Source organism: Pseudonocardia sp. TMWB2A (assembly GCF_017312135.1).
In genome coordinates this window covers 1,527,427-1,551,754 of sequence record NZ_QKQY01000002.1, presented here as the reverse complement: position 1 = coordinate 1,551,754, position 24,328 = coordinate 1,527,427, and the positions used below count along the sequence as shown (strand labels likewise).

Sequence of the window (24,328 nt, the reverse complement as noted above, 5' to 3'; positions counted from 1 at the left end):
CGCGTGCCGGTGACACTGACCCGCCGGGCCGCCCTGCGCGGCGGACTGGCCGGGCTGGGACTGGCCGGGCTCGGTGCCGCGGGGCTCACCGGCTGCGGCGGCGCCCCCGCGACGACGGCGATCCCGGAGGCGGGACCGGCCGGACCGGCCCGTCGCGGCGGGCGGATGGTCATCGCCCGGCCGCCCGCGTCCGGGGCCGAGACACTGGACCCCGCGAGCTCGCTGTCGGCCTACGAGTACCTCGGCGCGCTCTACGACCGGCTCGTCGTGCTCGACGACACCGGAGCCGCCGTCCCGGGGCTCGCCGAGTCCTGGGAGTCGACCCCGGACGCGCGCACCTGGCGGTTCCGGCTGCGCCGCGGCGTCACCTTCCACCACGGGCGCGAGCTCACCGCCGCCGACGCCGTCCACACGCTGCGGCGGATCCTGGACCCGGCGACGTCGTCGCCGATGGCCGGGGTGTTCGCCGGGCTGCTGGAGCCGGCCGGGCTGTCGGCCCCGGACCGGTACACGCTGCAGGTCGCGCTGGCCAAGCCCGCGGCCGAGCTCCCGTCGCTGCTGTCGGGCTACCAGTGCGGGGTGCTGCCGGCGTCGGGGGAGATCGGGGTCGGCACCGGCCCGTTCGTGCTCGGCGGGTTCACCCCGGCCGGGCGCGGCAGCGTCACCGCCCACGAGGACCACTGGGCGGGCCGCCCGCACCTCGACGAGATCGCGTTCGCCTCCGTCGCCGACGCCCAGGCCCGCACCAACGCGCTGCTGGCCGGGCAGGTGCACCTGCTCATGCAGACCAACCTCGACACCGCCACCGCCCGGGTGGTGGCGTCCTCACCGCGCACCACGGTGGCGCGCTCGCGCAACGCCCAGTGGTACACGGTCCCGATGCTCGCGACGGCCGCGCCGTTCACCGACCCCGCGGTCCGCGACGCCGTCCGGCTGGCCTACGACCCGCAGGCCGTGCTGGACACCGCGGCGCGCGACGCCGGCGTCGTCGGCGGGGACAACCCGGTCCCGCCCGAACAGCGGGACTGGGTCTCGACGCTGCGCCCGCGCGACCCCGACCGGGCCCGGTCGCTGCTGCGCCGCGCCGGTGCCGAGGGACTGGAGCTCGACGTCTACACCTCGGCCTACGACCCGCTGTTCACCCCGGTCGCGGTCGCCTTCGCCGACTCCCTCGCCGACGCCGGGATCCGCGCCCGGCTGGTCACCGCCCCGGCCGACTCCTACTACACCCAGGTGTGGATGACCCGCCCGCTGTGCGTGTCGTACTGGTTCACCGGCCGCCCGATCGACCAGCTGCTCAACCAGATCTTCCGGTCCGGGTCGTCGTACAACGAGTCCGCCTGGGCCGACCCCCGGTTCGACGCGATGCTCGACGCCGCCCGGGCCGAGACCGACGCCGCCCGCCGTCGCACGCTCTACCAGGACGCCCAGCGCTACGTCGCCACCCACGGCTCCGCGCTCACCCCGATGTTCGCCGACCGCCTGGTCGGCATGTCCCGCGACGTCCGCGGCTACCGCGAGCACGGGTTCGAGTTCGACTACCGCGGGCTGGGGTTCGCATGACCGCCTACGTGCTGCGCCGGCTCGGCGTCTCGGTGCTGACCCTGCTGCTGGCCTCGGTCCTGGTCTTCGTCGCGCTCCAGGCCCTGCCCGGGGACCTCGCCACCCAGCTGCTCGGCCGCGACGCGACGCCCGACGCGGTCGCGGCGCTGCGCGAGCAGCTCGGCCTCGACCGGCCCGCCTGGGAGCGCTACCTCGGCTGGCTGGGCGCCGCGCTCACCGGTGACCTCGGGACGTCGCTGGTCAGCGGGGATCCGGTCACGGCCGACCTGGCCGTGCACCTGCGCAACACCCTGCTCGTCGCCGGGCCCGCGGTGCTCGTCGGCATCCCGCTCGCGGTGGCGCTCGGCGTCGTCGCGGGGCTGTACCGCGACCGCGCGCCGGACCTGGTGATCTCCACGATCTGCCTGGTCGGGATGAGCGTGCCGGAGTTCGTCGTCGCGACCGTGCTGGTGCTGCTGCTCGCGATCACGGTCCCGCTCGCGCCCGCCGTCGTGCTGGACGGGCCGACCGCACCCGTCGCCGACCTGGCCGGGGCGATCTGGCTGCCCGCGATCGCGCTCACCACGGTCATGGCCGCCTACATCGTGCGGATGGCCCGGGCCGGGGTGATCGACACGATGGGCTCGGAGTTCGTCACGACCGCGACGCTCAAGGGCGTGCCGCGCGTCCGGATCGTCCTCGCCCACGTCCTGCCCTCGGCGCTGCTGCCGACGCTCAACGTCATCGCGGTGAACCTGGCCTGGCTGATCGGAGGAGCCGTCGTGGTCGAGGCGGTGTTCAACTACCCGGGCGTCGGGACGCTGATGCTGCGCGCGGTGCAGAACCGCGACGTCCCGACCCTGCAGGCGGTCGCCGTGCTCGGCGCGGTCGTCTACGTCGTGGTCAACCTGGCCGCCGACCTCGCGGCGATGGCGCTGGACCCGCGGCTGCGGAGCATCCGGTGAGCCGGGCGCCGCTGCTCGTCGGGGCCGCGCTGGTCGGGCTGCACCTGGTGCTCGCCCTGGCCGCGCCGCTGCTGTCGCCGTACTCGCCGGTTGTCAGCGACCCGGCGGCGGCGCTGCAGGACCAGTCCTGGGCGCACTGGGCGGGCACCGACGCCTACGGCCGCGACGTACTGGCCCGGGTCCTGTACGGCGGCCGGTACGCGCTCGCCGTGTCGGTCGCCGCCACCGTCGCCGCGGTCGGGCTGGGGACCCTGCTCGGCTGCCTGGTCGCCCTGCGCGGCGGCTGGCTCGACGACGCCGTCATGCGCGTCCTGGACGCGGTGCTGGCGGTCCCGCCGGTGCTGGCGCTGCTCGTGGTCGTGTCCGTCCTCGGCGCCGGCCCGGCGGTCGTCGTGCTCGCGGTGACCGTCACCTACGCCCCGGCGGTGGTCCGCGTCGTGCGCGCCGCCGCGATGTCGGTGGTCCGGCTCGACTTCGTCGCCGCGGCCCGGATGCGCGGCGAGCGCACCGGGTCGGTGCTGGTCCGCGAGGTCCTGCCGAACGTCGTCGGGGTCGTCGCGGTGGAGTTCGCGCTGCGCGCGTCCTGGGTGGTGCTGCTGATCAGCTCGTTGTCGTTCCTCGGGTTCGGGGCCGCGCCCCCGACGCCGGACTGGGGGCTCATGGTCGCCGAGAACCGCACCGCCGTCACCGTCGTGCCGTGGAGCGTGCTCGCCCCGATCCTCGCGCTGGCCACGCTGGTCATCGGGCTGAACCTGGCCGCGGACGGGCTGGCGAACCGGTGGGGCGTCGACCGGATGACCGCGGGGGCCCGCCGGTGAGCGCCCCGGTCGCCCGGGTCTCCGGTCTCGGGATCGCCTACCGGGCGGGCCGGGCCGATGTGCCCGTCGTGCGCGGGGTGTCCTTCGCCGTCGAGCCGGGGTGCACCCTCGGCCTGGTCGGGGAGTCCGGGAGCGGCAAGTCCACCGTCGCCGCGGCGCTGCTCGGCCACCTGCGCCGCGGGTCCCGGATCACCGCGGGCACCGTCGCGCTGCACGGCGAGGACGTGTTCGCCGCGGGCCCGCGACGGGTGCGCGCGCTGCGCCGCGGGACCGTCGCGATGGTCGCGCAGAACTCCGGGGCGGTGCTGACGCCGTCGATGCGGATCGGCGTCCAGCTCGCCGAGGCGCTGCCCGAGGGGACCGGCGACCGGGACACCCGGGTCGCGGAGCTGCTCGACCGCGTCCGGCTCGACCCCGCCCTGGCGCCGCGGTACCCGCACCAGCTCTCCGGTGGGCAGCAGCAGCGGGTCTCGATCGCCATGGCCGTCGCGGCCCGGCCGGACCTGCTCGTGCTCGACGAGCCGACGACCGGGCTGGACGTGCTCACCCAGGAGGAGGTGCTGCGGCTGCTGGCCGAGCTCGCCGAGGCCGACGGCCTGGCGAGCGTGCTGGTCAGCCACGACCTCGGCGTCGTGCGGCGGATGGCCGACGAGGTGCTGGTCCTGCGCGACGGGGAGCCCGTCGAGCAGCGCCCGGCGCCGGAGCTGTTCGCCGACCCGCGCACCGCCTACACCCGTCGGCTGCTCGCCTCGGTGCCGCGGCTGACCGACACCGGGCTCGCCGAGGTCGGCGAGGACGGCACCCGCACCGTCCGCGACCGGGCCGCCGGCGCGCCGGCGGGCGACCGCCCGGTCGCGGTGCAGGTCGACGGCGCCCGGATCACCTACGGCGGCACCGTCGCCGTGGAGGACGTGTCGTTCACCGTGCGCCGCGGCGAGGTCCTGGCGATCGTCGGGGAGTCGGGCAGCGGCAAGTCCACCCTGGCCCGGGCGCTGGCCGGCCTCGTCACCCCGGCCGGCGGGACGCTGCGGCTGTGCACCCCGGACGGCGCCCCGGCCGGCGACCTGTCCCGCCCCGCCGGACGGCGGCCGGTCGAGGTCCGCCGGGCCCTGCAGATGGCCTTCCAGAGCGCCGACACCGCGCTGAACCCGCGCCGCACCGTCGGCTCGTCACTGGCCCGGCCGGTCCGGCTGTTCGGCACGGCGACCGGGCGCGCGGGCGTCGCCCGCCGGGTCGCCGAGCTGGTCGCCGACGTGCGGCTCGACGCGTCGTTCGCCGGGCGGCTCCCGGCGCAGCTCTCGGGCGGGCAGCGCCAGCGGGTGGGGATCGCCCGCGCGCTGGCCGGGGACCCGGCCGTCGTCGTCGCGGACGAGGTGACCACCGCGCTCGACGTGTCGGTGCAGGCCTCGGTGCTGGCGCTGCTCGACGACCTGCGCCGCGAGCGCGACCTCGCCGTGCTGCTGATCAGCCACGACCTCGCCGTGGTGCGCGGCCTCGCCGACCGGGTGCTGGTGCTGAGGCACGGCCGGGTCGTCGAGCACGGGCCGACCGCCGAGGTCTTCGCCGACCCGCAGCACCCCTACACCCGCGAGCTGCTCACCGCCGCCCGCTACACCGATCTCGGCAGTCCTGAGGAGACCCCCGCACCATGAGGTACCGCGACGCGTTCCCGCGCCGCACCGAGACCGTCGACGCCTGGATCCCCACCCGCGACGGCACCCGGCTGCACGCCCGCATCCAGCTCCCGGTCGACGCCCTCGACGACCCGGTGCCCGCCCTGCTGGAGTACCTGCCCTACCGCAAGGACGACTGGACCGCGCCCCGCGACGCCGCCCGCCACCCCTGGTACGCCGGGCACGGCTACGCCTCGGTGCGCGTCGACGTCCGGGGCACCGGCGACTCCGAGGGGCTGCTGCTCGACGAGTACACCCCGGCCGAGCTGGCCGACGGCGTCGACGTCGTGGAGTGGCTGGCCGCACAGCCCTGGTGCACCGGCCGGGTCGGGATGTTCGGGATCTCCTGGGGCGGGTTCAACGCCCTGCAGGTCGCCGCGCTCGCCCCCGACGCGCTCCAGGCGGTCGTCACCGTCTGCTCCACCGACGACCGCTACGACAACGACGTGCACTACACCGGCGGCGCCGTGCTCGGCATCGACATGGCGGGCTGGTCGGGCACGATGCTGGCGTTCACCGCCCGGCCGCCGGACCCGGCCGTCGTCGGGGAGCGGTGGCTGCCGATGTGGCGCGAGCGCCTGGAGGCGGCCGAACCGTTCCTGCACCACTGGCTGGCCCACCCCGAGCGCGACGACTACTGGCGGCACGGCTCGGTCTGCGAGGACCCCTCGGCGATCCGGGCCGCGGTGCTCGCCGTCGGCGGATGGAACGACCCGTACCGCGACACCGTGCTCCGCCTGCTGTCCACACTGGACGCACCGGTGCGCGGGATCGTCGGCCCGTGGGCGCACCGCTACCCCGACATCGAGCTGCCGCCCGGCCCCGCGATCGGGTTCCTGCAGGAGACGCTGCGCTGGTGGGACCGCTGGCTCAAGGACGAGCCCACCGGCGTCGAGGACGACCCGCCGCTGCGGGCGTGGATCCAGGAACCGGTCCGGCCCGCCACCACCTACCCCGAGCGCCCCGGGCGGTGGGTCGGCGCCCCGGCCGTCGGGGAGACCGTCCGTGAGCTGGTGCTGGGCAGCGGGAGCGAGCCGGTCGTCGTCGCCGCGCCGGACCACACCGGGATCGACGCCGGGCGCTACTTCCCCTTCGGCAACCCCACCGACCTGCCGCCCGACCAGCGCGCCGAGGACGGCCGCTCGGTCTGCTTCGACCTCGGCCCGCTGCCCGAGCGCGTCGAGATCCTCGGCAGGCCGGTGGTGCGGCTGCACCTGGACGCCGACCGGCCCGCGGCCGCCGTCGTCGTCCGGCTGTGCACCGTGGACGACGACGGCGCGTCCACACTGGTCACCCGGGGCGTGCTGAACCTGACCCGCCGCCACGGCCGCGACCGCACCGTGCCGTGGACCCCGGGCGTCCCCGAGACGGTCGAGGTGCCGCTGATGGCGACCGGCTCGGCCGTCCCCGCCGGCGGGCGGCTGCGGGTCGCGGTCTCGCAGACGTACTGGCCGTGGGTGTGGCCGCACCCCGAGCCGGTACGCCTGACGGTCGTGCCCGACAGGAGCTCGCTGACCCTGCCGCTGAACACCGGCACCGACCTCCCGGCGACGACGTTCGGCCCGCCCGAGCAGGCGCCGCCGCTGCCGGTGACGACCACCCCGCCGCCGGACCGTCCCGAACGCGAGGTCCTCCACGACGTCGGCACCGGCACCTGGGAGCTGCGCGTCGACCCCCGCTACGGCGGCTCGCGCACCTTCCCCGACGGCCTGTCCTACGCCGAGGACACCCGCGAGACCTACCGGATCACCGACGGCGACCCGCTCTCGGCACGCGCCGAGTCGGCCTGGACGATCGCGATCGGCCGCGGCGACTGGCGGACCGACGTCGAGACCCGCTCGGTGCTCACCGCGACCGCCACCGACTTCGTCGCCGACAGCTCGCTGGTCGCCCGGCACGGCGACGAGGTCGTCGCCGAGCGACGCTGGCACCGCACCATCCCGCGGCGGGGCGCATGAGCGCCCGGCCCGCGCGGCGCCGCCAGCCCACCGAGGTCCGGCGCGCGATGGTGCTCGAGGCGGTCCCGGCCCTGGTCGCCGAACGCGGCGTGCGCGGCACCGGCATCCGGGACATCGCCGCCGCGGCCGGGGTGTCGGTCGGGACGCTGACCTACCACTTCTCCGGGGTCCGGGAGATCCTCGCCGAGTCCCTCACCGTGCAGCTCGCCGCCTACTACGACCCGCTGCGGGAGCGGGCCGCGGCGCTGGCCCCGCGCGACGGCCTGGACCTGCTGCTCGCCGCCTCGCTCGACGAGGAGACCCGGCCGCACTGGCGGCTGTGGTTCGAGTGCTGGCAGGACGGCGTGTGGGACGACGAACGGTCCCAGCACGAGCGCTACACCGGCTGGCACACCGTCCTGCGGGACCTGGTCCTCGCCGGGGTCGCCGACGGCTCGCTGCGCTGCGCGGACCCCGACGGCACCGCGGCCCGGCTCGTCGCGCTGGTCGACGGGCTGGCCCTGCAACGGCTGCGCGGGGTGCCCCCGATGTCGTCGGAGCAGGCGGTCGCGCACGTCCGGACCGCGCTGGCCGACTGGACCGGGTCGTCCCGCCCGACGGGGGAGTAGACGCCCCGTCCGGGGTGCGTCGGCGGTGCGCGGGGCTAGGGTCGGGCGCGTGTCCGTCATCGACCTGCACGCCCACTCCACCGCGTCCGACGGCACCGACTCCCCGGCCGGGCTGGTCCGGGCGGCCGGGGCCGCGGGGCTCGACGTCGTCGCGATCACCGACCACGACACCACCGCCGGGTGGGCCGAGGCGGGGGCCGCGCTGCCGGCCGGTCTCGCGCTGGTGCGCGGCGCGGAGTTCTCCTGCCTGAGCCCGACCGGCCGCACGGGCGAGCCGCGCTGCTCGGTGCACCTGCTCGGCTACCTGTTCGACCCGGAGCACGCCGCGATCGTCGCGGAGCAGGAGCGGCTCCGGTCCGAGCGCGTGCAGCGGCTGGAGACGATGATCGGGCGGATGGCCGCCGACGGGTACCCGGTCGACGTCGACACCGTGTTCGCGCACCTGCCCGAGGGCGGCAGCGCGGGCCGGCCGCACCTGGCCCGCGCGCTCGTCGCGGCCGGCGTCGTCGGGTCGGTCGACGAGGCCTTCGCCGAGTTGCTGCACAACGACAGCCCCTACTACGTGCCGCGGGCCGACACCCGGGTCGAGACGGCCGTCGAGATGATCGTCGCGGCGGGCGGGGTCGCGGTGTTCGCGCACCCGCTGGCCCGCAGGCGCGGTGTGGTCGTGGAGCCGTCGGTGCTCGTGGACCTCGTCGGCTGGGGGCTGGGCGGGATCGAGGTCGACCACCCGAACCACGCCCCGGCCGACCGCGAGCTGCTGCGCGGGATCACCGCCGAGCACGGCCTGCTCGCGACCGGCTCCAGCGACTACCACGGAACGAACAAGACGACCCCGCTCGCCGAGGAGACGACCGACCCGGAGGTCTACGCGGCACTGACCGAACGGGCCACCGGCGTCCCCGTGCTGCACGGCGGATCCGGCGGCACCGCGTGACGGTGCGTCGCCGGGAGTGATCGACGGTCGGTGACCGTCCGAGAGTACCGTGGCGCCCATGGCCCGGACCACCGCTCCCGCCACCGGGACCCCGGACGGTCAGCTCGGCCTGGACCTGCTCGACCCCGGCTTCGGTGCGACCGCGCTGCACCGGGTCACCCCGGCCCGGCTCGACACCTGGGACGCCTGCCCGCGCCGCTACCGGATGCTGCACGTCGACCGGCCGGCCCCGCCGCGGGGCGGCGGGTTCGCCCACACCACGCTCGGAGCGGTGGTGCACCTGGCGCTGCGGTCGCTGGCGGCCCTGCCCGCCGAGCGGCGCACCCCGGAGCAGGCCGCGTCCCTGGTGGACCGGCACTGGACCGGCGAGGGGTTCGCCGACGACGCCCAGGCCGCCCGGTACCGCGAGCGCGCCCGGGACTGGCTGGCCGCCGCCGTCGACGGCCCGGCCGGGCGGGACGAGCCGCTCGCCGTCGAACGGTGGGTGCGGGCCCCCGCCGGGCCGCTGCTGGTCGAGGGCCGGGTCGACCGGATCGACGCGCGCGACGGCGAGGCCGTCGTCGTCGACTTCAAGACCGGGCGCCGGGTGCCGACCGCGGCCGACGCCGCGGACTCCCGGCAGCTCGCGCTCTACGCCGTCGCCACCGCATCGGTGTTCCGCCGCCCCTGCCGCACGGTCGAGCTGCACCACGTGCCGACCGGGACCGTCGCCGCGCACACCCACGACCAGGCCTCCCTCGACCGGCACGTCGCCGCGGCCGCGGAGTCCGCCGACGCCGCCGCCGGGGCGACGACCGCGCTGGCCGACGGCGGCGACGCCGACACGCTCTTCCCGGCCCGCACCGGTGCGCTTTGCGGGACCTGCGCGGTCCGCCGGAACTGCGCTCCGGGCCGCGCCGCCGTCCCGGAGCCGCGACCGTGGGACCTGCTCGCCCCGTGACCGCCGACCCGCAGTTCCCCGGCCCGCCGCCCCGCGGCCGCCCCCCGCTCCCGCCCCGCCCGCCGGGCGCGCCCGCCCCGTACCGCGCCGGGCCGTCGCACGGCCGCCCGCACCCCGGCCCCGACGGCTACGGCCCCCGCCCGCCGGTCCCGCCGTCCGGCCCGCCCGGGCGCCGCGGCGGCGTCGGGCCCCCGGCGGGTCCGCGGCCCACCGAGGCCCTGCCCGAGTCCCGCCGCGCACCGCGCCGCGGCGACGCCGGGTCGCGCCGCGGGCTGTCCTCCGGCGCGGGCGAGCCGCCGCGCGCCGACGAGCACCCCGCCGCCCGCGCGCCCGGCCGGCGGGCCGACCGCCGCCGCGCCGAGGAGGGCGAGCGGCGGGCACGGCGCCGCACCCCCGGACCCGACGTCGACGGCGCCGGGGCCCGGCTGCTGCGCGGCCTGGCCGGGGTGCTCGCCGGCGGGCTGGTCGTGCTCGCGCTCGGGCTGGTCGTCGTGGAGTGGGTGGCCGGGAACAGCGGGGTCCCCGGGCCCGGCTCCGGCGCGATCGTCGCGCACGTCGGGGCGGCGGTCGTCGCCGTCGTCGGCCAGGTCGTCGCGGACCGGCGGCGGGACCGCACCGGGCTGCTCGCCGCGCTCGGGGTGGTCGTGACGGCGTCGCTGGTGCTCGGGTTCGGCTGGTTCCTGTAGCCGCTCAGGCGCGCTCGGAGTCCCGGACGCGCTGCATGCCGCGGGCCAGCCGCCGTCGCAGCGCGGGGACCCGGTTCACCAGGCGCAGCCCGGTCCGCTGCGCGGCGGTCCCCAGCGCCCGCGAGACCGGGCCGCGATCGGAGTCGTCGTGCATCTGCTGCAGCGACTCGCGCACCGCGACGGCCGAGTAGCGGCGCATCTCCGCCTCGTAGCCGCCGACGGCGGTGCGCAGGTCGAGGCCGCCGTCGTGCACCCGGACCAGGCGTTCGCCCAGCTCACGGGCATCGCGCAGGGCGGTGTTGGCGCCGGCGCCGCGGCCGGGGGTCATGGTGTGCGCGGCGTCGCCGAGCAGCGTGACCGGCCCGGGCTCCCAGTGCGGCAGCGGGTCGGAGGTGCGGATGTCGATCCACAACGCCGACGCCGGGTCCGACCGGCCGAGCAGCGCGCGCCAGCGCGGGTCCCAGTCCGCGGTGACCTGCTGCGCCAGGGTGAGCAGAGCGGAGCCGTCCGCGGACACCGGCCGCCCGCCCGGCAGCACGGTGTGCGAGACGGTGACGCCCCACGAGACGAAGTCGTCCGTCGGGTCCCCGGCCAGCCCGGGCCAGGCGCGCAGCGCCGCGGCGCGGGCCGGGTCGGTCCCGGGGCGCGGGACGCGGTCGGCGTCCCAGGGCATCCGCATGACGTGGGTGATCCCCATCGTCCCGGTGCGGCCGAACACCAGTGCCATGCCGTCGGCGCCGGGCAGCAGCGCGGTCGTGGCGGCGTCGAGCGGGGCGCGGCCGCCGATCGCGACGAGCCCGGTGGAGGTGTGGCCCGCACCGGGCAGGAACCGTCCGCGGACCCGGGAGTGCGCGCCGTCGGCGCCCACGAGCAGGTCGCCGGTGACCGTGTCCCCGTCCCCGGTGCGGACGAGGACGGTGCCGTCGTCGCGTACCTCGTGGCCGACGTACGGGCTGCCCCAGCGCACCGTGTCCCCGATGCCGGTCAGCAGCACCCGGCGCAGCGTGGTGCGGCTGACGTTGAACTCCTCGGCCCCGCCGCCGGGCATCTCGGCGAACGGCAGCGACAGCAGCTCGCGGTACTGCTCGGTGCACATCAGCAGCCGGTCGTACGACGCGGCCGTGGTCGCCTCGAACACCGCGTACAGCTCCGCGGGCAGGCAGGCCCGCAGGGCGCGGGAGCCGTCGGGGGAGATCCCGACCCGGTAGCCGCGCAGCCCGGCCGGCCGCGGGTCGGTGTCGCGTTCCAGGACGACGACCTGCGCCCCGGCCCGGTGCAGCCGCTGGGCCAGGCACAGGCCGCCGGTACCGGCACCGGCGACGATCACTCGGACGGACATGGTGGACCTCCGTGTCGGAGCAGGGCGGATCGCGGCCGGTCGCGGACGCGACGGCCGTGCGTGCGGTGTGCGGTGCGGCCGGGACGCGCCCGGCGCCCGGTCAGGGGCGGTCGGGCGGTGCCGTGCCGCTGCGCTCGGCGGCCAGGCGCAGCAGCTCCTCGCGGTTCCAGGTGAGGCGGCCGGAGCGGACGTCGTCGACGAGCGCGGCGACCCAGGAGGTCTCGGCCTCCAGCATCGCGATGGTGTACTCGAGCTCGACGAGCACGACCCGCGGCAGCAGGCCCGCGACCGCGTCGTGGCTCGCCCGGGCGCCGGCCAGCCGTCGGCGCAGGGTGCCGAGGCGGATCTCCACGGCCGCGGCGGCGTCGGCCGGGGTGAGCTGGGGCAGGTGCGCGAGGCCGACGACGAACTCGGGGAACTCCGGCCGCGGCACGGCCAGCATCTCCCGGGTCCACTCCTCGGCGGTCTCGCGGCCCGCGTCGGTGACCGCGTACAGGGTGCGTTCCGGGCGGGCGGTCTCCCGCTCGGTGGTGTGCTCGACGATCAGGCCGTCGCGCGCGAGACGGTCGATCGTCTTGTAGAGCTGTGACCGCTGCCCGACGTTGACCACGTCGTCCTTGCCCCGCTCCCGGACGAGCTGCTGCACCCGGTAGGGGTGCATGGGTTCCTCGGTGAGCAGGGACAGCACGGCGAGGGCCAGGCCGGACCGCTGCGTCATGGTGTCGACGATACTAGTGTCGAAGACACTATGGCAATGGTGCGTCTCAGCCGGCGGGCCCCAGCACGACGAGCTCGTCGCCGCGCAGCTCGACCAGCAGGGCGCCCTGGGCGGCGAGCAGGATCGGCGCGGTGACCGGGCCGCGGTCCACCGGCAGGGTCCGGGCGACGACGCCGGTGGCCGGGTCGACGTCGGCGATCCCGCCGGGGACGGGCACGAGCAGCCGGTCGCCGTAGCGGGTCCCGGGGCCGAGGGTGCCGGGCAGGCTCCAGCGCGGCTGGAGGCTGCGGGTGTCCAGCGCGACGGTCGCGCCGCCGGTCCACCAGTAGCGGCGCTGGTCGTCGGCGGTGGTGCGGGCGACGCCGTCGGCGGGGGTGGCGACCGTCGCGCCCGCGTCGACCGGGAACTCGCCGATGCTGCGCCCGGACCGGTCGTAGAGGGCCAGGCGGGGTGCACCCGGGAGCAGGACGGCGACGCGCTCGGACGACGCGGCGACCACCTGGGCGCCGTCGGTCCCGGTGACCGACGACGAGTCGAACGCGGGCCGGTCACCCTCGGTCCCGCTGGGACGCAGCACCGTCAGCCGCTCGGACGGCTCACCGGGGCAGCGCTCCAGGATCGCGGCGCGGTCCTCGGCGGCGGCGAAGGAGCGGAACGTGCACCCCGACCGCGGCTGCGAGCCGGGCTCCTCCAGCGCGCGCACCGTGCCGTACTCGGCGGTGCGGACCAGGTCGGAGCGGAAGGTCTCGACGTAGTCCTGGCCGGTCGCGAGCACCGGGTCCTGGCCGATCAGCCGGGTGCCGGGCCGGGCGTCGAGGGTCCGGGCCGGTCCACGGGCCCCGGAGTCGGGCTGGAGCGTGGACAGCTCGGAGCAGTACTCGTCGTTGCGGTAGAGCGCGAGCACGCGGCCGTCGGCGAACCCGGTGGTGCACAGCGGCAGGTCACGCTCGTAGCTCCAGCGCTCGGCGCCCGTGCGGGCGTCGTGCCCGGATACCCGCGACCCCTCGGCGACGACGACGCCGTCCCCGACCGCCAGCGGCACCGGCGTGTCCGGGCTGGCCGCCCGCCACAGCTCGGTGAACCCGGCCGGGACCGGGCCGACCGGCGGCGGCGGGGTGGGCGCGGTCGCGGCCGTCACCGACTCGGTGTGCGCGGCCGGGCTCTGCACGGCGTAGAGCACCGCGACCCCGGCGACCAGCAGCACGAGCACCGCGGCGACCAGTCGGTCGCCGCGGTGTCGTCGTTCGGCGGGGACGCCCGGGAGCGGGAGCCGGTCCCGCAGAGGTCGGCCGCGCAGCACGCGTGGTGTCAGCTGGCGGCCGCGTCGGCCCCGTCGGCGGACTCGCCGCCGCCGGGTCCGCGCCGCGACCCGCCGCGGCGACGACGGCGGCGCGGCTTGGCCGCCCCGCCCTCGGCCGACGCGCCGGCGTCCGGCCCGTTCTGCGGGGCGCCCTCGGCGGAGCCCGCGGAGGCGGCACCCTCGGCGGGGGCCGAGGCGCCCGCCTCGACCGCGACCCCGCCGCGGGTCCGGGACCGGGAGCGGTTGCGCCGCGGGCGGCGACCGCCCTCGTCGCCGTCGCCGTCGCGGCTGCCCTCGCGGCCGCCGCCGTCGCGCCCGGCGCCGTCACGACGGCTGCCGCGCGGCTTGCGGGCGCCCTGGTGGTCGCCCTCGGAGTCGATGTACTCGGCGTCGAGCCCGGCGCGGGTGCGCGCGGACAGCGGGAGCCGCCCGGACGCCGTCGTCGGGATGTCGAGGTCGGTGAACAGGTGGTCCGAGGTCGAGTAGGTCTCGACCGGCTCGTCGATGCCCAGCGACAGGTCGTCGGAGATCATCTTCCAGCGCGGGGTCTCGTCCCAGTCCACCAGCGTGACCGCGACGCCCTCGCGCCCGGCGCGGCCGGTGCGGCCGATCCGGTGCACGTAGGTCTTCGCGTCCTCGGGGCACTGGTAGTTGATGACGTGCGTGACGCCGGTGACGTCGATGCCGCGGGCCGCGACGTCGGTCGCGACCAGCACGTCGACCTTCTCCGCGCGGAACGCGCGCAGCGCCTGCTCACGGGCGCCCTGGCCGAGGTCACCGTGCACCGCGGCGGCGGCGAAGCCGCGCTCGGCGAGGTCGTCGGCGACCCGCTGGGCGGTCCGCTTGGTCCGGGTGAAGATCATCGTCAGGCCGCGGTCCTTGGCCTGCAGGGCCCGGGTGACCAGCTCGACCTTGTCCATCGCGTGCGCGCGGTAGACGAGCTGCTTGGTCCGCTCGTGGATGGAGCCCTGGTCGGCCTCCTCCGCGCGGATGTGCGTCGGGCGGGTCAGGAACGCCCGGGACAGCTGCACGATCGGGCCCGGCATGGTCGCCGAGAACAGCATCGTGTGCCGCTCCTCGGGGAGCATGCGCAGGATCCGCTCGACGTCGGGCAGGAAGCCCAGGTCCAGCATCTCGTCGGCCTCGTCGAGGACGAGCGCCTTGACCCGGCCGAGGACCAGGTGGCGCTGCTCGGCGAGGTCGAGCAGCCGGCCCGGGGTGCCGACGATGACGTCGACGCCCTTGCGCAGGGCCTCCAGCTGCGGCTCGTAGGCACGGCCGCCGTAGATGGCGACGACGCGCACGCCGAGGTTCTTGCCCGCGGCGGCGATGTCCCGGGCGACCTGCACGCACAGCTCGCGGGTCGGGACGACGACGAGCGCCTGCGGGACGTCCTTCGTGCGGTCGGCGGCCTCGCCCTCGGCGGTGGCGGCGGCGCGCTCACCGGGCGGGGTGATCCGCTGCAGCAGCGGGACACCGAAGCCCAGCGTCTTGCCGGTGCCGGTGCGGGCCTGGCCGATGACGTCCTCGCCGGCGAGCGCCAGCGGGAGGGTGAGCTCCTGGATCGCGAACGTGCGCACGATGTCGTTCTCCGCGAGCGCGGAGACGATCTCGGGCCGGACGCCGAGCTCGGCGAAGGTCGGGGGGAGCTTCTCGCCGCCGGGGTTGGTCACGCCGAGCGGGGTCTCGCTGGGGGTGATGCCGGTGGGCAGGAAGCCCGGGTCGGCCTCGGGGGTGTCGGTGCTGTCGACTCGGGACAGTGTGATCGCCTCTCTCCGCGCACAGGAGCCGTGGCGTGGCTCGTCGACCGGCCCCGGGCCGTCGGGGACGGTCCGGGCGGGAGAGCCGCCGAGGCGCTGCGCGCACCAGTTCGGGTGCGGGTCCCGGTGAGACGTGCTCGGCCGTGTCGGCCGCTCGTCCCGTTACCCGGTCCCCGCGCGGTAGGCGCGTCCGCATGGAGTCCCATGAGCCCGAAATCCGGTGACGCGCTGCCCGCATGGTACCCGCCGCGGCGCCCGAACACGACGGCGCGGGCGTCGCCGGGTGTGGTGAGTTGTCTCGCCCCGTGGCCGGGGCGGCCGTCGCGGGCCGCCCGGCGGGCCCGTACGGCCCGGTTAGGGTGATGGTCATGACCACTGGAGGCGACGCGCCGACGGCCGCGACCGTGGAGCTGCTCGGCGTGCTGGCCTACGGCGAGCTGTCGGCGTTCGACCGGCTCGCCGAGGACGCCCGGGCCGCGCCGACGCTGGCCGGCCGCGCGCAGCTGTCGACGATGGCGGCCGCCGAGATCGGCCACTTCCGTCTCATCGAGGACCACCTGGGCGGCAGCGGGATCGCCGTCGCCGACGCGATGGCGCCGTTCGTCGCGCTGATCGACAGCTACCACGCCTCGACCGCGCCGCGGAGCTGGCTGGAGTCGCTGGTCAAGGCCTACCTCGGTGACGGCCTGGGCGCCGACTTCTACCGCGAGGTCGCCGGCTGGGTGGACCCCGCCACCGGTGACCTGGTGCAGCGCGTGCTCGCCGACACCGGGCACTCCGCCTTCGCCGAGCGCGAGGTGCAGGCCGCCTGCGCCGCGAACCCGGCGCAGCGCGACCGGCTGGCCCTGTGGGGGAGGCGGCTGCTCGGCGAGGCGGTCACCCACGCCCAGCGGGTCGTCGCCGAGCGCGACGAGCTGGCCGAGTTCATCGTGCTCGGCTCGGGGGAGAAGGGCGGCGTGGCCGGGCTCATCCGGACGGTGCAGACCGCGCACGGCCGCCGGATGGGCAGGCTCGGACTCTCCTGAGCCCCGGCCCGGCGGTCCGCTCCCGGCTCGCCGATGCTCCGGCCCGATCTGGACTAGCCTGGCGCGGGCAAGGTGATCAGAAGTGACGGATCGGGAGGACCACCGGTGAAGGTCAAGATCGGCATCGCGGAGACCCCGCGGGAGCTCGTGGTGTCCAGCGACCGCACGCCGGACGAGGTGGCCCAGCTCGTGAGCGGGGCGATGAAGTCCGACGACGGGCTGCTGGACCTCACCGACGACGAGGGCCGTCGCTACGTCGTCCCGGTCGCGCGCATCTCCTACGTGGAGATCGGCCCGTCCGAGGAGCGCCGGGTCGGGTTCGGCCTCAGCGGCTGAGCGCACACGGAGTCGTCCGGGCCCGGTACCCGTCCGCGGGACCGGGCCCGACGCGTGTCCGGGGCCGGTGGGCGCGGGTCAGTCGGTCTCCGGCGGGGGCGGCCCGTCCAGCGCGAACGGCGGCCTGCCGGTGCCGGTGATCCGGAACCGGTCCCACACGTCCGGCTCGGACAGCGTGCCGACGGCCGCGTGCCCGGGCGTCCGGACCTCGGCGGTGCCGCCGCGGCTGCCGAGCAGCGCGGTGAGCCGGGGGTGTGCGGCGACCCGGCCGGACCAGTGCAGCCTGCCGTCGAAGGGCTCGTGCCGGGCGTCGAGCAGCACCTCGACGTCGACGGTCTCCCCGTCGAGCACCAGGGTGGCGGGGCCGCGGTAGCCCTCGTCGTGATCGTGGTCGCCGCTCACCGGTCGCCCCCGGAGGCGTCGGGCACCTGCGGCTCGGGGACCAGCCGCAGGATGTCGGCGTTCGCGGTGGGGGAGTCGATCCCGGCGACGCCGGCGATCCCGCCCCAGATCAGCGCGGACAGGTAGTTGGTGAGCGCGTCGCGGCTCATCGTCCGGCGTTCCAGCCACCACTCGCCCGCGGTCTGGACCATCCCGATGATCCCGTGCGCCCACGCCTCGGCGCCGCCGGAGTCGCGGCCCTCGGCGCGCAGCCGCTCCCCGAACAGGGTAGTGAGCAGGGCGCCGATCTGGCCGCGGACGTCCTGGGCGATCTCCGCGCCCGGCACCGGCTCGGCCGGGTTCGCGACGACGAACCGGTACAGCTGGGGCTCGTCCTCGATCATCCCGAGGTAGGCGTCGATGACGGCGGCGACGTGCTCGATCGGCTCGGCCTCGATCGCCAGCACCGGGTAGATCCGCTGCAGCAGCATGTCCGCGGCGTGCTCGCTGACGGCCCGCTGCAGGTCGGCGCGGTCGGCGAAGTGCCGGTAGAGCACCGGCTTGGTGATGCCGGCCGCGGCCGCGATCTGGGCGACCGAGACCCCCGGACCGTGCTCGCGGATCGCCTCGACGGCGGCGGAGACCATCTCGGTCCGCCGTTCCTCCCGTCGGCGGCTGCGCGCGTCCGGCTTGACATCCCTCGTGTCCTGGGGCACGTTACCAGTGGTAACCGTTACCGGCGGTAACAGCAAGGGTTCCGGGTGTGGAACCCGCCACCACAGGACCCTCCCAGCAGGAAGGCGCGACCGATGAGCGCTCCCGCCCGCACCGGCAGCAAGACCAATCTCGCCGACCGCGAGGACACCGCCCGACGGCTGCTCAAGAGCTCGGTCACGACCTCCTACGACCCGTCGATCGACATCGACTGGGACGCCCCGCTGGTCGAGGGCAGGTACGGCATCGTCCCCGAGCGCGTGTCGCTCTACGGCACGCCGCTGTGGGACGGTCTCACCGAGGAGCAGCGGATCACGCTGTCGGTGCACGAGTTCTGCAGCGTCGCCCGGATCGGGCTGTGGTTCGAGATGATCCTCATGCAGATGCTGCTGCGCTACGCCTACGACCGGGACCCGCGCCGCGCGCACATCCAGTACGCGCTGGTCGAGATCGCCGACGAGTGCCGGCACTCGATGATGTTCGCCAAGGCCACCGAGCGCTACGGCGTGCCGGACTACGCCCCGCGCCGGCTCACCCACGAGCAGGGCCGGCTGATGAAGACCATCGGCACCGGTCCGGCGATGTTCGCCGGCACCCTCTACGTCGAGGAGATCCTCGACCAGCTCCAGCGGGAGGGCATGCGCGACGAGCGCGTCCAGCCGCTGTCCCGCATGATCAACAAGATCCACGTCACCGAGGAGGCGCGGCACGTCCGCTACGCCCGGGAGGAGCTGCAGCGGATCATGCCGAGGACCAACCGCGCCGAGCGCGCCTGGGCCCGCTACCTCACCGCGCGGATCGCGTTCGTCGTCGCCCGCAACCTCATCCACCCCGAGGTCTACCGCAGCGTCGGGATCGCCCCGGCGGTCGGGCGGAAGGCGGCGCTGGCCAACCCGCACCACCACGAGATGCTGCGCTGGTCCTCGCGCAAGCTCGTGCCGTTCCTGCGCGAGCAGGGGATCGTCGGCGGCCCGACGGAGACCCTGTGGAAGCGCGCCCACCTGATCTGAGGAGGCACCCCGCGATGAGCACACGGATCGTCACCCGCGACGGGACCGGCCTGTTCGCCCGGGTCTCGGGCCCGGAGTCGGCGCCGGTCACGGTGCTGCTGGCGCACGGCTGGACCCTCGACGAGCGCTGCTGGGCCCCGGTCGCCGACGCCCTCGCCGTCGGCGCGCCCGGCGGCGGCCCCGCGCCGCGGGTGATCCGCTACGACCACCGCGCGCACGGCCGCTCCGACGACACCCCCGACGAGCTGAAGACCCTCGAGGTCCTCGCCGACGACATGGCCGAGGTGATCACCCGGCTCGCCCCGACCGGGCCGCTGGTGATCGCCGGGCACTCGATGGGCGGGATGACGGCGATGGCGCTGGCCCAGCGCCACCCCGAGCTCGTCGCGTCCCGGGTCACCGGCGTCGCGCTCGTCGCGACGGCCAGCGGTGGCCTCGGTGCGGCGGCGACGCTCGGGATGACCGGGCGGCCCGCGAAGATGTTCCTGGCCGGCAAGGACAAGGTGACCGTCAGCCCGCTGTGGACCGGGCGCCGGTCGCTGTCGACCCACCCGACCCTGCTGCGGGCCGGGCTGCAGCCGCTGCTGCTCGGCACCCGGCCGGACCGGCTCGCCGTCCGCGCGACCTGCGAGGCGATCGCCGACTGCCGCCCGACGACGGTCTCCGGGTTCACCCCGACCCTCACCACCCACGAGCGCGACGAGGCGCTGGCGGCGTTCTCGTCGCTGCCGGTGGAGATCCTCGTCGGGACCCGGGACCGGCTCACGCCGCCGCGGTTCGCCCGGCGGATCCACCGCAGCCTGCCGCGCGCCGAGCTGACCGTGTTCCCCGGCGCCGGGCACATGCTCCCGGTGGAGCGGGTCGGCGGGGTCACCGGCCGGATCGCCGCGCTGGTGCGCCGGGCCGGGGCGGAGCAGGCGGCCTGAGCCGCCCGCCCCGCCGCCGGGGCCGGGTCGTCAGATCTGGTCGAGGCCCTGCTTCGGGAACCCGGCGATGCCGCGCCAGGCCAGCGAGGCCATCAGCGCCACCGCCTCGTCGCGCGGGACCCGCTGGTCGGAGTCCAGCCAGAACTGGGCACCGACCTGGCTCAGCCCGACGAGCCCGACGGCGAGCAGCCGCGCACGGTCCTGGTCCAGCCCGGCGTCGGTGGTGACCGCGCCGGCGACCGCGTCGATGCAGCGGTCCAGCGCGCTCTCCACCAGCGCCGCGGCCTCCGGGTCGCCCCGCAGGTCGGACTCGAACACCAGGCGGTAGGCCTTGCCCTCGCCGGCGACGAAGTCGAAGTACGCCGCGACGGCGGCCTGCACGCGCTCCTTGTTGTGCTCGGTCCGCTCGATGGCGTTGGAGACCCGCTCGACGAGCTCCTCGGCGTAGGTCGTGAGCAGCGCCTGGTACAGCTCCAGCTTCCCGGGGAAGTGCTGGTACAGCACGGGCTTGGAGACGCCTGCCCGCTCGGCGATGTCGTCCATCGCGGCGGCGTGGTAGCCCTGGTCGGCGAACACGTCGCGGGCGGCCAGCAGCAGCTGGGCGCGCCGCGCACCGCGGGACAGTCGTGCGCCCCGTGGCGTGGCGGTTCCGGTCATGGGCCCCCTACCTCTCACCCGTCGTGGGAATACCCTACTAGCAGGTAACCGCGTTGACGAACGATCCGTGAACGGGCTTCTCCGCAGAAGGGTGACAACCTCTCACGATCGGCGGTGCGGGCCCCGGGCGGCGAGCCCGAGCGCACCCAGGACCGGCACGGCGGCCACCACGACCGCGGGCGTCCCCAGCACGGCGAGGACCACGCCGGCGACGGCGAGCACCACGGCCGCACGGACGTACGAGCGGACCTGAGCCCGCGCACGGCGGGCGATCAGCAGGGCGGCGGCCACCTCCGCGGGGCCGCCACGGGCGCAGATCCTCTCCGATCCGGGTGCGGGCACCACGACCGGGTCCGGCCGCGCGTCCGGAGCGTCGTCCGGGTCGTCCGCGGACCCGGGGCCTGCCCCGTCGGCGGCGGGCCAGGGGACCAGCTCCACGGCCAGGTCGGCGGCGGCCAGGGCGGCCTCGTCGGTGGCCGGGTCGGCCGCCACCGCGACCGTGCGGCCGCGCACCCGCAGCCCGGCGACGGCCGCCGCCCGCGCCGCCGCGTCCAGCCCCGGGCGGACGGCGTCGGGGTCGGCCGGGTCGAGACCGGTCGCCGCGGCGAGGGCACGGGCGGCGCCGTCGTCGTCGGGGGTGAGCAGGACCGGCGCGACCCCGGCCGCGGCCAGCTCCGCCACCCCCGGGCGGGCCGCGGGGTGCGGCGCCCGCGGCAGCGCGAGCACGGCGCGGGCGCACCCGTCCCAGGCGACGACGAGGACGGCACGGCCCTCGGCCACCGCCCGCTCCCGCTCCACCGACAGCGGCGGGGGCACCCGGATCCCGTGCTCGGCCAGCCAGTCCGGGCCGCCGAGCAGCACGGCGTGCGCGACCACGGTCACCGTGGCGCCGCCGTCGCCCGGGCCGGGCTCCCGCAGCTCGGCCACCAGGCCGGACACCCCGAGGCCGGGCTGCTCGTCGGCCTCGGCGACGTCGGGCACCGGGCCTTCGACGGCGTCGGCCAGCGCCCGCGCCGCGACGCGCAGGTCCGACCCGGGCCGCGCACCCGCCGCGACCGACGCGGCCAGCCGCAGCACCAGCGCCGGGTCCTCGCCCCGGCCCGCGTGCACGGTGACCGTCCCGGGGCCGGTGCCGGTCAGCACGTCCGGCCCGGCCAGCGCGACGGTGTCCACCCGGCCCACGAGTCCCGGGCCGCCCGCGGGACCGGTCCAGCCCACCGGCTCGCGACGCCCGGGCAGCGGCGACGGCAGCCGCACCGCGTCGCCGCCCGCCCGGTCCGCGGCCCGCAGCGCCGCGGGCAACGCGGCCAGCAGCGGCAACGGGCAGGCCCCGACCAGCACCGCGATCCCGGCCGGGACCGCGACGGGCCACGGGGTGCCGGTGCCCGCCGCGAACGCGGTCACGGCGACCGCGGCCAGCGCCGCGGGCGGGGTGAGCAGGGCGCTCCACCGGTCCGCGACGGTGCGCAGGCCCGCGCGGACCTCGTCGGCGTCCCCGTCGGCCGGGCGGCCGGTGCGCTGCACCGCGGCCGCGACGACGGTCAGCACCGCGGCGGCGCCGGGCAGCAGGACGGGCCCGGCGAGCGGGTCGGCCGGCACCGCGTCCGGACCCGCGGGCGAGACCGCCGCGACGGCCAGCACCGCGGCCGACCACCCCAGCGCGGCGAGCACGGCCGCCGCGACGCCGGTCTCGGCGGTCACCGTGCCCTCCCGCAGGCCACGCCCGGCGACGCGCAGACCCGGGCGCCCCGTCGTCGCGACGACGGCGAGGGCGACCAGCAGGGCCGCCGCCGCGCAGGGCGGGGCCCAGGCCGCGCCGGCGAGTGCCGGGCCGGCGACCGGCAGCAGCAGGGCGAGCAGGGCCGCCACCGGCGGGGCGACGGCCCGCAGGACCGGACGCAACCGCCGTCAGCTCCCCGGGGCGGTCGGGAGCGTGAACTCGCACGACCGCAGCACACCGCCGGAGCGGTAGTCGAGGAACAGCCGGTAGCTGCCCGGGGCGGGGACCGACACCGCGAACGCCACCCCGGGGCCGGACCGGTCGGTCGGGGCCGCGCCGGTGATCTCGGGACGGACCGGGAACCGGGCCAGGTCGCCCTGGCGGACCGCGGTCATCCGGCCGAACGCGCCGCCGTCGACGGGCTCGAGGTCGGTGACCGGGGTGCCGTCGCGCCCGACCGTCGCGAACAGCCGGGACTCTCCGCCGGGTACCAGGGCGCCGTCGAGACGGACCTGCTGGTCACTGCCCCCGCAGAGCCCCGCCCGGTTCTCGGTCGGGAAGGTGAAGGCGCCGTAGGTGCCGGGGACGTGCAGGTCGGTCCCGAGGTCCAGGTGCGGGCCGCCGGTCGGGGTGAACCCGGCGTAGAGCCGCCACACGCCCTGGCCGGGGAACCGGACCGGTGCCCGCCACACGCCGTCGGGGCCCTGGGTGGCGCGCAGCCGCATGTAGCCGGCGACGTCGCGGCGCAGCACGGCGACGTCCATGACCCCGGAGCCGTCGGAGGAGGCGTCGAAGCGGGTCACCGGGGCGCCGTCGGAGCCGGTCACGGTGAACGCGACCTCGGTGGGCTCGCGCCAGGGGTAGACGATCCCGACCGGGGTCAGGGTGTAGCCGGCCGCGGTGGTGAGCACGCCGCCCGCGCCGGTCGTCGCGTCGCCGGTGGCCAGGCCGGCCGCGAGGACGCCGTCGTCGCCGCGCTCGTCGCCGGGGTCGCCGCCGGCCCGCGCGTCGGCGGCCGGGGTCGCCGAGAGGGTGCCCACCGCACCGCCCGCCGTCCAGGCCGCGGTGAACACCAGCACCGACGCGGCGCCGAAACCGGCAAGCCGGGCCGCGGCCGATCCCGCGATCCGCCCCATGCCCACCTCCTCCGTCGCGTCGTCCACGGGGTACAACGTCCGGGGGGCGATCTCGTTGCGCTCCGTGGAGCGCCGGATGCGGACGGTGATCACAGCGAGACGGGGATCACCCGGCGCGGCGGGTGACGCGCACGACACGTCATGCTGGTCGGATGGTCGCCGCCCCGTCGATGTCCGTTCACCCGCCCGTCACCGTGCCCGCGCCGGTGACGGCGCCGGGTGCCGCGACGTCCCCGGGTGCGGCGGGAGCGGCGGACGCGGACCGGGCTCCGGCGGAGCGCCCGCCGTGGCCGGGCCGCGCGGTCACCTCCGGCGGGGTCACCCTGCACGTGCGCGAGACCCCCGGCTCCGGCGACGCCGACGCCGTCTACGTCCACGGGCTCGCCGGGTCGGCCACGAACTGGACCGACCTCGCCGGGCTCCTCGCGCCGCGGGCCGCCGGCCTGTCCGTCGACCTGCCCGGGTTCGGGCTGTCCGAGCCGACCGCCGTCGCCGACTTCGGCCCGGACGGCATGGCGGACGCGCTGCTGTGCTGGCTGGCCGGGCGGGACCGCCCGGTGCACCTGGTCGGCAACTCCCTCGGCGGCGTGATCGCGACGACGGTGGCGGCCCGCCGTCCCGAGCTCGTCCGCAGCCTCACCCTGGTCTCGCCCGCGGTGCCGGACCGGCGCCCCGACCCGCGACGCCTGTCGGACCCGCGGATGGCGCTGGCCATGGTGCCGCTGCTCGGGCGCGGCGCGCGGCGGGCGCTGGCCGAGGAGCCGCTGCGGGCCCGCGCCGAGCGGATCGTGAAGGTCTGCTTCGCCGACCCGCAGCGCGGCTCCGCCCGCCGGCTCGAGGAGCTGATCTCCGAGCACGAGCACCGCGCGACGCTGCCGTGGGCCGGCGCGGCCACCGACGGCGCCACCCGCGGTCTGCTCGGGCTGTGGGCCGGGCGCGAGATCTGGCGCCGGATGGCCCGGGTGCGGGTGCCGTCGCTGGTGGTGTGGGGCGAGCAGGACCGCATCGTGTCCCCGCGGCTGGCCGCGCGGACCGCGGCCACGCTGCCCGGGGCACGGCTGCTGGTGCTGCCCCGTGCCGGGCACGTCGCGCAGATCGAGCGGCCCGCGGCGGTGGCCGACGCCGTCGCCGCGCTGTGGGACGCGGTGCCGGTCGGAGCGGGTGCGGGAAGATGACGCG

At 77.0% G+C, this 24,328-nt stretch carries 23 protein-coding genes; 14 read left to right on the top strand and 9 right to left on the bottom strand.

What is annotated here, in order from left to right; translation table 11 throughout:
- Positions 1-3: 3 nt before the first annotated feature.
- The 9 genes from DMP17_RS21690 to DMP17_RS21650 are packed head-to-tail and all read left to right on the top strand — an operon-like array spanning position 4 to position 10,127.
- Entirely contained in the window at positions 4-1,563 is a 1,560-nt protein-coding gene (locus DMP17_RS21690; RefSeq protein WP_337830434.1) for an ABC transporter substrate-binding protein, read from the top strand.
- The gene (locus DMP17_RS21685) at positions 1,560-2,507 is read left to right on the top strand and encodes an ABC transporter permease (protein ID WP_337830433.1); all 948 of its coding nucleotides are present in this window, start codon (positions 1,560-1,562) and stop codon (positions 2,505-2,507) included. The genes DMP17_RS21690 and DMP17_RS21685 overlap by 4 nt, the downstream gene beginning before the upstream one ends.
- Complete coding sequence (locus DMP17_RS21680) at positions 2,504-3,325, top strand: ABC transporter permease (RefSeq protein WP_337830432.1); 822 nt, start codon at positions 2,504-2,506, stop codon at positions 3,323-3,325. The genes DMP17_RS21685 and DMP17_RS21680 overlap by 4 nt, the downstream gene beginning before the upstream one ends.
- Positions 3,322-4,977 (top strand): ABC transporter ATP-binding protein, encoded by a 1,656-nt coding sequence (locus DMP17_RS21675; protein WP_337830431.1) that lies wholly within the window; start codon positions 3,322-3,324, stop codon positions 4,975-4,977. The genes DMP17_RS21680 and DMP17_RS21675 overlap by 4 nt, the downstream gene beginning before the upstream one ends.
- Positions 4,974-6,956, top strand: a complete 1,983-nt coding sequence (locus DMP17_RS21670; protein WP_337830430.1) for a CocE/NonD family hydrolase — start codon at positions 4,974-4,976, stop codon at positions 6,954-6,956. Before DMP17_RS21675 ends, DMP17_RS21670 begins: the two co-directional genes overlap by 4 nt.
- On the top strand, positions 6,953-7,564 hold the full coding sequence (locus DMP17_RS21665) for a TetR/AcrR family transcriptional regulator (protein WP_226355336.1): 612 nt from the start codon (positions 6,953-6,955) through the stop codon (positions 7,562-7,564). Before DMP17_RS21670 ends, DMP17_RS21665 begins: the two co-directional genes overlap by 4 nt.
- Positions 7,565-7,613: 49 nt before the next feature.
- Positions 7,614-8,501 carry a PHP domain-containing protein gene (locus tag DMP17_RS21660; RefSeq protein ID WP_226355337.1) on the top strand — a complete coding sequence of 296 codons (888 nt, stop codon included), beginning with the start codon at positions 7,614-7,616 and terminating at the stop codon, positions 8,499-8,501.
- 58 nt (positions 8,502-8,559) lie between these two features.
- Positions 8,560-9,441: a RecB family exonuclease gene (locus DMP17_RS21655; RefSeq protein ID WP_337830429.1), complete on the top strand. Its 882-nt coding sequence runs from the start codon at positions 8,560-8,562 to the stop codon at positions 9,439-9,441.
- Positions 9,438-10,127: a hypothetical protein gene (locus DMP17_RS21650; protein WP_226367148.1), complete on the top strand. Its 690-nt coding sequence runs from the start codon at positions 9,438-9,440 to the stop codon at positions 10,125-10,127. The genes DMP17_RS21655 and DMP17_RS21650 overlap by 4 nt, the downstream gene beginning before the upstream one ends.
- 4 nt (positions 10,128-10,131) lie before the next feature.
- On the opposite strand, the gene DMP17_RS21645 is transcribed toward DMP17_RS21650, so the two are convergent.
- From DMP17_RS21645 to DMP17_RS21630, 4 genes are all read right to left on the bottom strand, one after another.
- Positions 10,132-11,466 (bottom strand): FAD-dependent oxidoreductase, encoded by a 1,335-nt coding sequence (locus DMP17_RS21645; protein ID WP_337830428.1) that lies wholly within the window; start codon positions 11,464-11,466, stop codon positions 10,132-10,134.
- A gap of 100 nt (positions 11,467-11,566) precedes the next feature.
- Positions 11,567-12,184 (bottom strand): PadR family transcriptional regulator, encoded by a 618-nt coding sequence (locus tag DMP17_RS21640; RefSeq protein ID WP_337830427.1) that lies wholly within the window; start codon positions 12,182-12,184, stop codon positions 11,567-11,569.
- A gap of 46 nt (positions 12,185-12,230) precedes the next feature.
- Positions 12,231-13,484 (bottom strand): Rv3212 family protein, encoded by a 1,254-nt coding sequence (locus DMP17_RS21635; protein ID WP_337830426.1) that lies wholly within the window; start codon positions 13,482-13,484, stop codon positions 12,231-12,233.
- 8 nt (positions 13,485-13,492) lie between these two features.
- Positions 13,493-15,157: a DEAD/DEAH box helicase gene (locus DMP17_RS21630; protein ID WP_374228739.1), complete on the bottom strand. Its 1,665-nt coding sequence runs from the start codon at positions 15,155-15,157 to the stop codon at positions 13,493-13,495.
- Between the two features lie 455 nt (positions 15,158-15,612).
- On the opposite strand from DMP17_RS21630, the gene DMP17_RS21625 reads away from it, so the two are divergent.
- Positions 15,613-16,269 (top strand): ferritin-like fold-containing protein, encoded by a 657-nt coding sequence (locus tag DMP17_RS21625; RefSeq protein ID WP_337830425.1) that lies wholly within the window; start codon positions 15,613-15,615, stop codon positions 16,267-16,269.
- A 105-nt stretch (positions 16,270-16,374) separates the two neighbouring features.
- Positions 16,375-16,605 (top strand): DUF3107 domain-containing protein, encoded by a 231-nt coding sequence (locus DMP17_RS21620; protein WP_020625913.1) that lies wholly within the window; start codon positions 16,375-16,377, stop codon positions 16,603-16,605.
- 78 nt (positions 16,606-16,683) lie between these two features.
- Here DMP17_RS21620 and DMP17_RS21615 read toward each other — a convergent pair whose 3' ends face one another.
- Positions 16,684-17,007 carry a DUF4873 domain-containing protein gene (locus tag DMP17_RS21615; RefSeq protein WP_062400515.1) on the bottom strand — a complete coding sequence of 108 codons (324 nt, stop codon included), beginning with the start codon at positions 17,005-17,007 and terminating at the stop codon, positions 16,684-16,686.
- Positions 17,004-17,702: a TetR family transcriptional regulator gene (locus tag DMP17_RS21610; RefSeq protein WP_226355342.1), complete on the bottom strand. Its 699-nt coding sequence runs from the start codon at positions 17,700-17,702 to the stop codon at positions 17,004-17,006. Before DMP17_RS21610 ends, DMP17_RS21615 begins: the two co-directional genes overlap by 4 nt.
- Positions 17,703-17,795: 93 nt before the next feature.
- Here DMP17_RS21610 and DMP17_RS21605 point away from each other — a divergent pair, with 93 nt between their 5' ends.
- Positions 17,796-18,710, top strand: a complete 915-nt coding sequence (locus tag DMP17_RS21605) for an AurF N-oxygenase family protein (RefSeq protein ID WP_337830424.1) — start codon at positions 17,796-17,798, stop codon at positions 18,708-18,710.
- 14 nt (positions 18,711-18,724) lie between these two features.
- Positions 18,725-19,636 carry an alpha/beta fold hydrolase gene (locus DMP17_RS21600; protein ID WP_226355344.1) on the top strand — a complete coding sequence of 304 codons (912 nt, stop codon included), beginning with the start codon at positions 18,725-18,727 and terminating at the stop codon, positions 19,634-19,636.
- Positions 19,637-19,666: 30 nt separating this feature from the next.
- Here the strand turns inward: DMP17_RS21600 and DMP17_RS21595 are convergent, their stop codons facing one another.
- From DMP17_RS21595 to DMP17_RS21585, 3 genes are all read right to left on the bottom strand, one after another.
- Positions 19,667-20,293 (bottom strand): TetR/AcrR family transcriptional regulator, encoded by a 627-nt coding sequence (locus DMP17_RS21595; RefSeq protein ID WP_062400521.1) that lies wholly within the window; start codon positions 20,291-20,293, stop codon positions 19,667-19,669.
- Between the two features lie 102 nt (positions 20,294-20,395).
- The gene (locus DMP17_RS21590; protein WP_337830423.1) at positions 20,396-22,195 is read right to left on the bottom strand and encodes an HAD family hydrolase; all 1,800 of its coding nucleotides are present in this window, start codon (positions 22,193-22,195) and stop codon (positions 20,396-20,398) included.
- A 6-nt stretch (positions 22,196-22,201) separates the two neighbouring features.
- Positions 22,202-23,176, bottom strand: coding sequence for a hypothetical protein (locus DMP17_RS21585; protein WP_226355346.1), 975 nt, complete (start codon positions 23,174-23,176; stop codon positions 22,202-22,204).
- A gap of 125 nt (positions 23,177-23,301) precedes the next feature.
- On the opposite strand from DMP17_RS21585, the gene DMP17_RS21580 reads away from it, so the two are divergent.
- Positions 23,302-24,324, top strand: a complete 1,023-nt coding sequence (locus DMP17_RS21580; RefSeq protein WP_226355347.1) for an alpha/beta fold hydrolase — start codon at positions 23,302-23,304, stop codon at positions 24,322-24,324.
- Positions 24,325-24,328 lie beyond the last annotated feature (4 nt).